The following is a 12,528-nucleotide window of genomic DNA, read 5'->3' on the forward strand; positions in this document are numbered from 1 at the left end:
TAAGATTAACCTTTCGTCCCCATTACGCTTTCAAATCTGTATTCCACCGCATCATCCTTGATTTGCGGTGCGGATACTTTTGCCGTTGTCAGCATGGGGTACGTTCCTGCATAAAAATTCATCACGGCTTCCACGCTCCAACGTGGTTCGGGGTCGGTCAGTCGGATGTCCTGTCCTTTCTCTTTGAGTATAAATACCCGTTCTAAATGCGTTGCTAATAACATAATGTTCGATTCTAAATGTTCAACAAATGGGTTATTCCGCCCCAAAAAGGCTTGGGGTTGAAAATTTCTCAGACAATTCCGACTTGCGCTTTCGTATCTCGTCCACCTTTTCGGGAAACTCCGCTATATCGGGAACTTTTATCCACGCATCACGGAATTTGCCTTCTTTCTCCAGTTCGTCAGCCTTTGCCATTCCGTCTTTGAACTTCTTGTCTCTGGCTTCTTTTTCCTTTTTCTCCCTATCGGCTTTTTCCTTCTCCATTGCCGATTGTTTTTTGGCTTCTTCAAGCTGTTTTAGGAATTTTTCCATATCCACCATTACCCCTGACACTTTTTGGATTGGTGCGGTTATCTGCTCAAAAAATCCCTCGTCAAACTCCTGCGGTGTGGCGTTAAAGGTCAATGGGGGAATAAGGTTTTTGGCATTATCTCCGCACCCGTCATTGTGGAGCATTACCGATACGATAAGATGGTTTTCCGCTCCTTTTGCTATGGTCAGTTGCAGGTTTCCTGTAAACTCCAACTGCGCTATCTGATTGAAGAAATTTGTGTTCATCGTTTAAAGTTTTTTTAAAGGCTACCACCGAATAAGGCGGTAGCCTGTGATTATCTAATTAAGGTTCAGGATGTCCGCACCGTCCGTTGCAAAGGCATTACACCATTCAAAGGCTTTCTGCGATTTCAGTTGGGCAGTACCACCCAATACAATGCTCTGTAACTTGGCTTCCTCGTTCCTGTAATTGCGAACATTCTGATAGTAGCCTGTAACGGCATTATACGCCCCGAACAACGTGCCTTTGGTCGTGTCCATTTGCTGTGTGTCGCTTATCATGGCATAGGCGAAGGCATCATCCACGGTGTTTTTGAACACGGTGGAAATTTCATCTTCCGCACCTTTTTTGATAAGGTCAAGGGTTTCCTTGTTCGGGCAAAGTGCTAACTGGATGAGCTTTCTTACTTCTCGGTCGGTCACCTTTACCTTTGTCCATTCGTTGAAAATGCCTTCTAACTGGTTGCTCAACGTGTTTGCCAACCCCATTATCCTGTGGGCATTCTCGATACGCTGTTTTGCGCCTGAAGTGTGTTTGATTCGCACTACATTGGTCATATTGCGAAGCGAAGCATTCAGCGTATTTTGGCATACGATACGGATAGGTGTGAAAGCTGCCGTGATACTTCCGCTACCGTCATGCGAAGTGGTCAGGAAAATGTATTTTTCCGTCACGTCATCGCCATTTCCCACACGGATATAATCGGGCAGTTTGGCTGTGATAAATATGCGCTCCCCATTGCCCAACGCTCCTGCAGTTTCGTACAGGATACCTTCGCCACCGCCTACGATGGCATCAAAGAAATTAAAGGCTTCACGGTTCTGTACAATATGGTAATCTTTGCCCACTACGCCCAATACGACATTGTTGTCGGTGCGGATATTGGCGAAATAGTTGGGGACTTCCAGTTCATTACTGCCTATCTCTATGCCATTAGCTGTTTCGATTATGCCCGAACCTTTGGTGAACAGGGGGGATTTTACTACCTCGTAATCTAACCCTGCATATTTGATAGCTTCCTCGCTTGTCGGGTACTGCTCCACGATTTGTCCCAAACCGTGCCACGCTTTCTGCTGTACGCTAAAGAATGAATAACGTCCTGTACGCTCGTTGAAATTCAGATTATGTGCCATGATATTTGAAATTTTGATGTTTGAAAATGAAATGAATACTGTTGTTAAAATGGGAGGTCGTCCTCCGTTCCCTGCACCGTTACCTTGTTGTTTTCGGGTTGCTGGGTAGCCTGTGTGGTTTCCGCTCTCTTACCGCCTCCATGCAATTTAATTTGTGAAGTATGGAAGTTCAGTCCTGCACGGGTTTCACCGTCTTTGCCCGTCCACGCCCTGGCGCTTACCCTGCCTGATAATTCTACCAATGTACCTTTGGTCAGTAGCCTTGCTACGCTTGAGGAAATCCAATAGGCGCAATCGAAATATGCGGTCTGTTCTACTCGCTCACCCTGTTTGTTTCGGTAGCTGTCGTTTACCGCTACCGAAAAGTTTACTACCTGCTTTTCGTTTGACAGGGTACGTACTTCCGCATCCCTTGTCAGTCTTCCGATGATGTTCATAATCGTACTGTTTTTAGAGTTTGACATTTTGTTACGTTCGCTTTTCCTCGTTCCCTGTTTCCTGTTGTGGTCTGCTCCGCTTCGCTTCGCATAAATTTTTCCAAAAGAAAAACCGGAAAAAAGAAAGCAGGTAACCGGAGTGGGCATGGCGCAAAACCAAAAGGAAACGGAATAATTGGAGGGGACCCCCCGGGGAGGAAACCGTTTATGCCGTAGTCTTTTGGTTGGGCTTGCGCGGTGGCTGCCCACTACATCTTAGCTGCCTTTTTACCGGTTTCGTATTGGAAAATATTATTCTGACAATTTCCTTTTGGGTACTAATGATAGGGCTGTGAAAGCCCGGTGAACAGGGATTGGAAAAGCGGAACGGAAGGAAGACTGCGGCGGGGTTACGGTTTTCTATTTCCTGTTTCAGAGGTAGCCAGCAAGCTCTTTTGCAGTAGAGGGAATGTGCAGGGAAGCAAATGTGCTTGGGCTACAAAAAAGCTAAAACGAATGTGGAAATCTATTTAGCCAAATACTTCCTTTAATCGCCAATCACTGCATCATTCCAACGTCCGGGCTCCTTTGCCTATAACTTTCAGGATGAATGGCAATTGGAGGATAGCTTATGGAAGCAATAGCACAAAATATAAAAGTAACACCGGATAAAATCGTCAGTATGTTAAGGCAGCAGCAGATTGAAGTCACCAAGGAAGAAGCTGCTAAGCTTCTGGCGTTCTTGAAGAAACTGGCAAAGATAACGGTAACAAAATACCTGGAATCGGATGAGCGTTGAAAGAGGAAAGAGAGCTGATCTATACGTCCGCGTAAGTACCGATGAACAGGCAGACAAGGGTTATTCACAGCGTAACCAGGAGGAAATGCTGCGAAAATACTGTGACAATCATTGGATTGAAATACGGAATATTGTCTATGAGGATCATTCTGCTAAATCCTTCAATAGACCTGAATGGAAAAAACTGCTTTCCTACCTTAAAAAACACCGGGGCAAAATCGATCTTGTCCTGTTCACCAAATGGGATCGGTTCAGCAGGAACGCAGGTGACGCTTATCAGATGATAAATGTTCTCCGTGATTTCGGGGTTGAACCACAGGCCATCGAACAACCGTTGGATCTATCCATTCCGGAGAACAAGATGATGCTTGCCTTTTATCTTGCCGCACCCGAGGTAGAAAATGACCGTCGCGCGCTCAACGTATTCTACGGCATGCGAAGGGCGAAGAAGGAAGGTCGTTATATGGGACTCGCTCCCGTAGGTTACAAAAACAAGATAGACCAGGGTGGACATAAGTACATTGCTCCCAAAGAACCGGATGCCACCATACTCTATTGGGCATTCGAAGAGTTGTCAAAGGGTGTATTCAATACCGAACAGGTCTGGAAAAATGCAAGGGAAAAAGGTTTGCAATGTAGTAAAAATGCGTTTTGGCAATTGATTCGAAATCCCGTGTACTGCGGAAAGATATTCCTGCCAAAGTTCAAGGATGAAGAAAGCCGGTTTATCCAGGGACAGCATCAGGCCATCATATCAGAAGAGTTGTTTGATAAGGTACAGGAGATATTGGACGGAAGAGGCAGGAAATATAGACCCAAGATCAATACCCGAAATGATTTTCCATTAAGAGGTTTCCTGATATGCCCGGTCTGCGGTAGCCTTCTCACCGCCAGTAGATCAAAGGGAAGGACAAATCATTACAGTTACTATCACTGCCGTAAGGGATGCCCTTACCGGATAAGGGTTGAAGAACTCCACCAGGTGTTTGAGGGGGAGTTGCGAAAGTTCATCCCCAGAAAAGAGATGTCGGCTATCTACCGAAAAATCATCGCGGAAGCGTACTATGAGCTTACCCAAAATGAGCAGAAAATAAAAAAGCAATTGTTACATCAGCTAAAGGATTACGAGAACAGGGTATCGCATATCCGTAACCTGCTGGCCATGCAGAAAATTGAACCAACCGATTATCTCGAAATCAAGCGGCAATACGACTCGGTCTTAACCGGATTGAAAGAAAAACTGGATAATATTTGCCGAAGCCTGCCCAAAATAGAATCCTTATTGGAAAAAGACATCATGGAATTAATGGCGTTGGACAGCATCTTTGAAGAAAGCAAAACAGAGGACAAAAGATCCCTTATACACACGATATACCCGCAAAAGCTGTTGTTTTACGGCACATTAGCCGAAGAGGTTAAACCCGATGACATCCTAACGCTTGCCTATCACTATAACACGGAAAAAACGAAATAAGGACAGGCTGATTTTTCCCGTTTTAAAACTACCGCAATCCATTTTCTATTCCAGGTCACTCATCTACAGGCAGCCCTAATTTTACTATTTAACAGTCTTTTACTTCGATTTTAATCGTTAAATTAGTAGCCATCGAGAGCCAAATGCAACCAATGAAGGACAAAGAACTTCATTGCACTCCGAAAGACTGGCTCTTCTTGCACTAAATTCGATTAGAGGTATGGGATATTTAGCGGATCTATATATTCGGGTAAGCACCGACGAACAGGCGGACAAAGGGTACTCTCAGCGGAACCAAGAGGAGATGTTGAGGAAATACTGCATCAACAACAAGATAGAAATCCGCAATGTGGTCTATGAGGACCATTCGGCGAAATCTTTCAACCGCCCAAGGTGGAAGGAATTGATACAAAGCTTAAAGAAGCGGAAGAATAGCGTTAATCTGGTACTGTTTACCAAATGGGATCGTTTCAGCCGTAATGCTGGGGATGCCTACCAGATGATTAATGTCCTTCGTCGCTTAGGCGTGGAACCGCAGGCAATTGAACAACCTTTGGATCTGGAGATTCCGGAAAACAAAATGATGCTGGCGTTTTATCTGGCTGCCCCGGAAGTGGAAAACGACCGCAGGGCATTGAACGTATTTTACGGCATGCGCCGGGCAAAGAAAGAAGGACGGTACATGGGACTGGCACCGGTAGCATACGTAAATAAATCGGATGAGTACGGCAAAAAATATATAGCACCCAAAGAGCCGGATGCCGAAATCCTGAAATGGGCATTTGAGGAAGTAAGTAAGGGAGTTTATAATACAGAACAAGTCTGGAAGCAAGCGAGGACGAAAGGGCTTAAATGCAGCAAAAATGCTTTTTGGCAGGTGCTGAGGAATCCGCTTTATTGCGGAAAGCTATTCGTGCCGCCATTTAAAGACGAGGAAGGATATTTTGTTAAGGCGCAGCACGAGCCGATCATCTCTGAGAGTTTGTTTAATGAGGTTCAGGATACATTGGACGGTAGAGGCAGAAATTACCGGACAAAGGTCGAGACAGTGGATGAATTCCCTTTCAGGGGATTTTTGATATGTCCCGAATGCGAAAAACTGTTGACAGGTAGCAAGTCAAAAGGGAGGTACCGCTATTATGCTTATTACCATTGCAAGGGAGGCTGTAAACATCGTACAAATGCCGGGAAAGTGAACGATGCCATCCAAGCGGATTTGCTACGGTTTATCCCCGATATTCGGGACAAAAAATTATACCAGGAGATAGTCACCAAGGATTACCTTGAACAGACAAGGGAAGTACAAACAGAAAAGAAAGAAGTCCTCAATCAGATCAAAGACTATGAAAGTCGGCTCTCTCATGTAAGGGAACTATTGGCTACACGGCAAATCGATGCTTCTGATTACCGGGAAATGAAAACAGAATACGGAGCAAAGATATCGACTCTGGAATTGCAACTGACCAAATTCAATCATGATATCGACAATGTGCAAACGCTTATTGAGCAGGGGCTGACAAAAATCAAAGAGATAGGCACATCGGTTAAAAATGGGAACCTTTCAGAGGTAAGAAAAGATATTGGTTCGATTTATCCCGAAAAAATCGTTTTTGACGGAAGCAAAGTTCGAACCAGAAGACGCAATGAATTCGTGAGTTATATTCAGTTGATTAATAGCGAATTAGGTAAAAATAAAAACGGGACAAAAATAGATTTTTCTACTTTGTCCCGTCAAGTCGGGGTGGCAGGATTCGAACCTACGACCTCCACATCCCAAATGTGGCGCGATACCGGGCTACGCTACACCCCGTGGTTTTATGAGGTTTTGGAAAACCAATTCCCCCATAACCGGATGCAAATGTAGTGATTTATTCCTTTTTTCAATTTTCTGATTCATTTAATTCTAAAAAAAAATGAATCGAATTTTTACTCGAAAATTGGCTGTTTATAAAGATTTGAAAACGAGTATTTTATCTGGGTAAAGTTGGCAAAAGATAAACTTCAGAATTCCTTCAGAGTATTTTTTAACCTTTCGATTGCCCTTTCGGTACGAAATTCATTTCTTGTTTATCCTATGAAAATTCTCTTGGTAGAAGATAACGAAGAACTTGCTGACAATGTCGTCAGGTATTTGGATCAAGTTGGAGTTCTTTGTGAAACTGCCAATTCTCATTACCAGGCTGAAGATAAATTATTGTCTTACACCTATGATTGTGTTTTGCTGGACTTGATGCTTCCAGATGGAGATGGGTTAGAGCTGTTGAAATGGATCAAATCTAGAACGAATTCACCCAATGTCCTGATAATTTCTGCGAAAGACTCTCTGGATGACAAGATCAAAGGGTTAGATCAAGGAGCAGATGATTATTTACCTAAACCATTCCACCTTTCAGAATTATTGGCTCGACTTAAAGCCATTTATAGAAGATCAAAACTGGAAGGATCGGATGAATTGAATCTTGGTGAAATTTCTATCCATTACAGTACTTTTCAAGCTTTTGTTAATGGGAAATTGCTTGATCTGACTAAGAAGGAATACGATCTCCTTATTTTTTTGATTACCAATAAAAACCGGGTCCTTGGCAAGCAGGCAATCGCACAGCACCTTTGGGGAGACTACACTGATGATCTTGCAAATTTTGATTTTGTGTATCAGCACATGAAAAATCTTCGAAAGAAAATCTGTGAAGCTGGGGGCAAAGATTACCTGAAAACAGTCTATGGAATAGGGTATAAGTTTGAAGAAAATCCATCATGAAACTCATCAACATCATCACTTTATTGTACTTGAGCCTGACTTTGGCGGGTCTGCTGATTGGTGGTTTTTTTATCTATCTCAAAATCGATTCTGAAATAGAATTTGAAATGGGAAGGGAACTTGATCGTCAAGTGGATTCTGTTGCAGACCAGATTCGAAGAGGAAGCCCTTATGAAGGTTTAGTTGACGACAGGTTGGAGATTGAAATTTTGCCAATGAATAGAGCAGAAGAATCTCTGAATTTAAGAGATACACTGGCATTTCATGATCCGAATGACAAGCAAGTGAGGCAGCTCAAAGCAAGTAAATCCTATAAGATCGATGGAAAGCATTACAGAATTTCCTATTTCAATCTGTTGGTAGAAAAAGATGATATTACTGAAACGGTAGTTTTTACAATGGTGGTGGTTTTTTTGCTGCAATTGGCATTTATCGGATTTTTCCTTCGGAGAATTTCAAATCGAGTTTTTCGACCATTTCAAAACTCTCTGAATCAGATTCAGAAATTTAATTTCTCCAGCAATGAGCCTTTTGAATTTTCGAAGAGCAAAATCAAAGAGTTTGATCAACTTAATGAATTTTTGATGCGAATGTCTGCCAAGCTTTTGAAAGACTATAGGCAGATCAAGGAGTTTTCTGAAAATATCTCTCATGAAATACAAACACCCACATCAGTTGTGAGGGGTAAATTGGAGCACTTGATGAATGAAGACATCACAGAGAAGCAAGCCGAACTGATCCATTCTGCCTACCAAAATAATGAAAGAATTCAAAGAATTGTGAGATCACTGAGCTTGTTGGCAAAATTGGAAAATAATGAGTTTGAGACCCCGACTTCGATCAATCTCACTGAGCTGGTAAAGAAGAATCTGGAGATGACCAAAGAACTTATCCATGTCAGTGGTCTTGAATTGGAGCAGGATATTCAGGAGGATGTTTTTTCTGTTATCCATCCATTTATTGCTGAAGTGATGATCCAGAATCTCATCAGCAATGCTGTAAAGCATAATATTGAAGAAGGTTGGATTCGGCTTCAGCTCAATTCTGAATTTTTATTGGTAGAAAATTCCGGTATTCCATTGAGAAAAAATCCGGAAGAACTTCTGCAGCGATTTAAAAAAGAAAGTAATAAGACAGAATCAATTGGTCTTGGATTGGCAATTGTCAATCAGATCTGTAAAACTTATGGTTTGTCTTTCACATATACTTCCGAGGGGTCAATTCATTCAGCTCGAATTACTTTCGGATAATCAACTTCAAATTTGATTCAGAATCATTTGGTAGAATTAGGTGAAACTTAAAAACCAACGATTCAATGAATTTCATCAAACCATCTATTTATAGATTAATTATCTTATTTCTTTTGCTCGGGAGTACGCAATCCTTCGGGCAAAATTCTGAGATAAGTGGTGTTTTGGTGGATTCTCAAACCAAAAAGCCATTGTCTTTTGTACAGGTCGCGATTTTTGAAAATGAAGAATCCTCAACTCCAGAGGTTTTCGGAGATACAGATGAAAATGGAGAGTTTTCTTTGAAGGTTTCACCTGGGACTTATTTTTTCAAAGCTTTTTTTCTGGGATATTCAGATTTTACCGTCTCTGATGTAGAAGTATCCGGTTCAGTGGATTTGGGTACACTAGAAATGAAAAGTGAAAATCAAAACCTGGAAGAGGTAGTTGTAGAGACCAGTAAAATGCCGATCAGATCTACCATGGAAGGAATCACGATTACTCCGGAAAACAACTTGGCAAATACAGGTGGGACACTGTTGGACGTACTTAGAAATACCCCGTCCATTTCAGTTAGTGAAGACGGAGCAGTTTCACTGAGGGGAAGTTCCGGGACAAATATTCTGATCAATGGAAGAAACTCCTCTTTGACCCAAAATCTGGATCAACTACCTGCCAGTGCAGTAGAGGAAATTAGAGTGATTAATAATCCCAATGCACGATATGATGCAGAAGCTGAGGCTGGAGTGATTGACATCGTTTTGAAAAAAGGGTTGGAATTAGGAACTCACGGAGGAGTAGAAGCCACCTACGGGACTAGGAACCGAACCAATTTGGGTGGTAGGATTTCACACAGAGGGCTTAAGTTGAATACCTATGCGGGTTACAATTATAGAAATTGGAAACAAATCGGGAATCGTGAATCAACAAGGTTTCTATTTGAAGAAAATGAATCTTTAGTTCAAAATACCAATAATACCGATCATGATATTGGGCATAATTTAAACTTTGGAGCAGATTATTACTTTGGAAATAACACATTGAGTTACGAAGGTGTATTTCAGTCAAGTGAAAATTGGCAAGTCAATACCTTGTATGCAGAACAACTGAAAAACGAAGATGTTTTTGACTATGTTAGAAGGAATTCAGAAAATGAAACAGATGACGGTTGGGATAATGCTTTGATCTTTGAACACTCATTTAAGGATAAAGGGCATTTATTGAGAGCTTTAGCGAGTCACTCTTATAGAAATCAATATAAAACTCAGGATATCGAGATATTCAATAATTCCCAAAGCCCAGATCCTGAAAATCTGACAGGAAGAGAAAGGGCATTTACAGACGAGGTAAGAGATATTTCAGTGTTTCAATTCGATTATATCCGTCCTTGGGAAGATCAAAAAATTGAAATGGGATTGAAGTCAACAATCCGAAAATTTGACAATGATTATCAATATTTAAGATTTGACGAGGTAAGTCAGGATTTTGTAGTTAATCCAGACGTCAGCAATCATTTTATATACAAGGATCAAATTCATGCAGGTTATTTTGTCTATTCCAATACCAAACCAAAGTTTGAATATGCTTTAGGGTTGAGAGGAGAGTATACCAAGGTGGATACTTATTTGGCAAACACCAACGAAGAGAATAAGCAGTCCTATTTCAATCTTTTCCCGAGTGTTCAGGGACTTTATAATTTAAATGAAAATCATTCTCTCAAAATCACATACAGTCGAAGAATTGACCGGCCTAGAGCTTGGAGATTGAACCCTTTTCCGGATATCACAGATAGTTTAAATGTCCGAAGGGGAAACCCTGAATTACAGCCAGAAATGATCAACTCCTATGAATTTGGGCATTTGGCAAATTTTGAAAAGAGTAGTTTCACCACCAATTTGTTCTATAGGAAAGTAAATGGGCAAATTGATTTTATCACTTTCATAGAGGATGGAATTTCCTATTCCCAGCCTGATAATCTATTGTCCTCACAGTCTTATGGTGTGGAGTTTATTGCTACGAGTGAGCTTTCTGATTGGTATTCCTTGAATGGTGGATTGACACTTTTTCAAATAGCGGTAGATGGATCTAACATCAGTGAAGAGTTTACTAATTCCGGTTTTTCTTGGAATGTTAAACTGACTCAAGACTTCAAGTTACCTCTAGGGATTAATTTCCAATTAGTAGGAAACTATGAGTCACCTGAAATCGAAGCGCAGGGTAGAGATCTCGCACAATATTATTTTGATGGAAGTTTGCAGAAATCTTTTTTTGACGGAAAGGGGAGTTTGACCTTTAGCGCCAGGGATATTTTTGATACCAGAAGATTTGCCGGTACTTCTATGACCAATACTTTTTCTCAAGAGTTTTATTCCAAAAGAGAAACGCAGATTTATTTATTATCTGCCATGTTTAATTTTTAAAAGTAATATTATGGGTTTTATGTAAACAGAAAAAGGCAGGGATTCTCTGCCTTTTTCTTTGAAGGTTAGATTTTGATCTATCTTCCTCCAATAAGTCGAAATATGATGGCTACTAGTGCCAAAACCAATAAAATATGGATCAGTCCGCTGACGCTGTAGATAAATACGCCAACCAACCACCCAATTAATAAAATAACGGCAATTAGATATAATAAAGAACTCATGGTATTAGTGGTTTAATTTTCAAATTGTTTCCTACTAATACCCAAGTCGAGTGCCATTTTCAAAATCCTTTATTTTGAGTCGAATAGAGTGGAAATACTTGGATTTAGTTTCTTGATTAGGCTGATATGGGCAAAATTCTTCCCGAAACAGGTACTTCATTAACTGATTGTAGTTAAACAAATTTATGATTTTAAAGAAAGGGATCTTCACATAAGATTTCTGTGAATTAATTAGTAAGACCCTTTTTTTTACAAAATTTCTTTTGATAGATTTTCTCTATATCTGAAAAATAATGTTTCATATCTTTTTATAAATCAATAGTATGAATTCATTTATCTTAATTAATAGATGAATATTATTTTAGCTCAAATTTTAAATAAGTATCCCTTTATGTATCGGTGTTCAGACTTAGTCATTTTTGAAATTTGAGATTGAAAAGAAGAAGTAAGCAATTCTCTGAAAAAACAAAACCCCGAACACGTAATGTATCCGGGGCGTTTGTGGGCCCACCTGGGCTCGCCCCGATTGCTACCGTGGGCAGGGACCACCTGTCCCGACAAGTCGGGAGAGTCAGGAGCTCATATGGTTTGTTGGATCAAGAGTGATTGCATTACTAGGTTTTCTTTTAGTTCCCTGATAAACTTTGCACTTTTCATTTTTTTAATCTTTAATTCCATTCTTCGGGCATGAGAGTAGGATTGTGCTTGCAGCAGGAGATAAAGCTCCCAATCATTCGCCTTAGCAGTAAACCTATGTTTTCCATATTGGTGTAGGTTGTGCTTTTTGACTCTATTGTGAATAGGTTCATGGGTAATTCCTACGTAGAATTTGTTTAAAGAAGGACTAAAAATAATATAGCATACATCCATCTGATCAAAGCAAAAGAGTCAAAAGTAAAAAAGGCTGGAAACTAATCCAGCCTTTTTGTGGGTCCACCTGGGCTCGCCCCGATGGCTATCGTGGGCAGGGACCACCTGTCCCGACAAGTCGGGAGAGTCAGGAGCTCATATGGTTTGTTGGATCAAGAGTGATTGCATTACTAGGTTTTCTTTTAGTTCCCTGATAAACTTTGCACTTTTCATTTTTTTAATCTTTAATTCCATTCTTCGGGCATGAGAGTAGGATTGTGCTTGCAGCAGGAGATAAAGCTCCCAATCATTCGCCTTAGCAGTAAACTTATGTTTTCCATATTGGTGTAGGTTTTGCTTTTTGACTCTATTGTGAATAGGTTCATGGGTAATTCCTACGTAGAATTTGTTTAAAGAAGGACTAAAAATAATATAGCATACATCCATCTGA

At 40.8% G+C, this 12,528-nt stretch carries 12 protein-coding genes, 1 tRNA gene and 1 pseudogene; 6 read left to right on the forward strand and 8 right to left on the reverse strand.

Going from position 1 to position 12,528, the window contains the following annotated elements:
• Positions 1 to 5: 5 nt before the first annotated feature.
• The 4 genes from FHS59_RS05220 to FHS59_RS05235 are packed head-to-tail and all read right to left on the reverse strand — an operon-like array spanning position 6 to position 2,345.
• Positions 6 to 224 (reverse strand): PRTRC system protein C, encoded by a 219-nt coding sequence (locus FHS59_RS05220; RefSeq protein WP_184493665.1) that lies wholly within the window; start codon positions 222 to 224, stop codon positions 6 to 8.
• 31 nt (positions 225 to 255) lie between these two features.
• On the reverse strand, positions 256 to 780 hold the full coding sequence (locus FHS59_RS05225; RefSeq protein ID WP_184493667.1) for a PRTRC system protein E: 525 nt from the start codon (positions 778 to 780) through the stop codon (positions 256 to 258).
• 54 nt (positions 781 to 834) lie between these two features.
• A complete protein-coding gene (locus FHS59_RS05230) occupies positions 835 to 1,908 on the reverse strand; it encodes a DUF932 domain-containing protein (protein ID WP_015266928.1) in 1,074 nt (357 codons plus the stop codon).
• Between the two features lie 44 nt (positions 1,909 to 1,952).
• On the reverse strand, positions 1,953 to 2,345 hold the full coding sequence (locus FHS59_RS05235) for a single-stranded DNA-binding protein (protein ID WP_015266927.1): 393 nt from the start codon (positions 2,343 to 2,345) through the stop codon (positions 1,953 to 1,955).
• A gap of 610 nt (positions 2,346 to 2,955) precedes the next feature.
• Between FHS59_RS05235 and FHS59_RS05240 the strand changes: the two genes are divergently transcribed.
• The 3 genes and pseudogenes from FHS59_RS05240 to FHS59_RS23230 all read left to right on the forward strand — a co-directional run.
• Complete coding sequence (locus FHS59_RS05240; protein ID WP_184493669.1) at positions 2,956 to 3,123, forward strand: hypothetical protein; 168 nt, start codon at positions 2,956 to 2,958, stop codon at positions 3,121 to 3,123.
• Positions 3,113 to 4,597 carry a recombinase family protein gene (locus FHS59_RS05245; RefSeq protein ID WP_015266925.1) on the forward strand — a complete coding sequence of 495 codons (1,485 nt, stop codon included), beginning with the start codon at positions 3,113 to 3,115 and terminating at the stop codon, positions 4,595 to 4,597. The genes FHS59_RS05240 and FHS59_RS05245 overlap by 11 nt, the downstream gene beginning before the upstream one ends.
• Before the next feature lie 220 nt (positions 4,598 to 4,817).
• Positions 4,818 to 5,756 (forward strand): annotated as a pseudogene (locus FHS59_RS23230) (recombinase family protein); the annotation flags it as partial.
• A 577-nt stretch (positions 5,757 to 6,333) separates the two neighbouring features.
• On the opposite strand, the gene FHS59_RS05255 reads toward FHS59_RS23230, so the two are convergent.
• Positions 6,334 to 6,407 (reverse strand) — tRNA-Pro (locus tag FHS59_RS05255).
• A 264-nt stretch (positions 6,408 to 6,671) separates the two neighbouring features.
• Here FHS59_RS05255 and FHS59_RS05260 point away from each other — a divergent pair.
• The 3 genes from FHS59_RS05260 to FHS59_RS05270 all read left to right on the forward strand — a co-directional run bounded on the left by FHS59_RS05260 (position 6,672) and on the right by FHS59_RS05270 (position 11,004).
• On the forward strand, positions 6,672 to 7,355 hold the full coding sequence (locus tag FHS59_RS05260) for a response regulator transcription factor (protein ID WP_184493671.1): 684 nt from the start codon (positions 6,672 to 6,674) through the stop codon (positions 7,353 to 7,355).
• Positions 7,352 to 8,605 carry a sensor histidine kinase gene (locus FHS59_RS05265; protein WP_184493673.1) on the forward strand — a complete coding sequence of 418 codons (1,254 nt, stop codon included), beginning with the start codon at positions 7,352 to 7,354 and terminating at the stop codon, positions 8,603 to 8,605. Before FHS59_RS05260 ends, FHS59_RS05265 begins: the two co-directional genes overlap by 4 nt.
• Positions 8,606 to 8,670: 65 nt before the next feature.
• The gene (locus FHS59_RS05270) at positions 8,671 to 11,004 is read left to right on the forward strand and encodes a TonB-dependent receptor domain-containing protein (protein WP_184493676.1); all 2,334 of its coding nucleotides are present in this window, start codon (positions 8,671 to 8,673) and stop codon (positions 11,002 to 11,004) included.
• A 77-nt stretch (positions 11,005 to 11,081) separates the two neighbouring features.
• On the opposite strand, the gene FHS59_RS05275 is transcribed toward FHS59_RS05270, so the two are convergent.
• The 3 genes from FHS59_RS05275 to FHS59_RS05285 all read right to left on the reverse strand — a co-directional run.
• Complete coding sequence (locus FHS59_RS05275) at positions 11,082 to 11,228, reverse strand: lmo0937 family membrane protein (RefSeq protein WP_184493678.1); 147 nt, start codon at positions 11,226 to 11,228, stop codon at positions 11,082 to 11,084.
• A 579-nt stretch (positions 11,229 to 11,807) separates the two neighbouring features.
• Complete coding sequence (locus FHS59_RS05280; protein ID WP_184493680.1) at positions 11,808 to 12,098, reverse strand: GIY-YIG nuclease family protein; 291 nt, start codon at positions 12,096 to 12,098, stop codon at positions 11,808 to 11,810.
• A 135-nt stretch (positions 12,099 to 12,233) separates the two neighbouring features.
• Positions 12,234 to 12,528 (reverse strand): GIY-YIG nuclease family protein (locus FHS59_RS05285; RefSeq protein WP_246388307.1); only part of this gene is annotated, 295 nt, incomplete at its 5' end.

The sequence above is a fragment of the Algoriphagus iocasae genome, from assembly GCF_014206875.1.
Taxonomy (GTDB): domain Bacteria; phylum Bacteroidota; class Bacteroidia; order Cytophagales; family Cyclobacteriaceae; genus Algoriphagus; species Algoriphagus iocasae.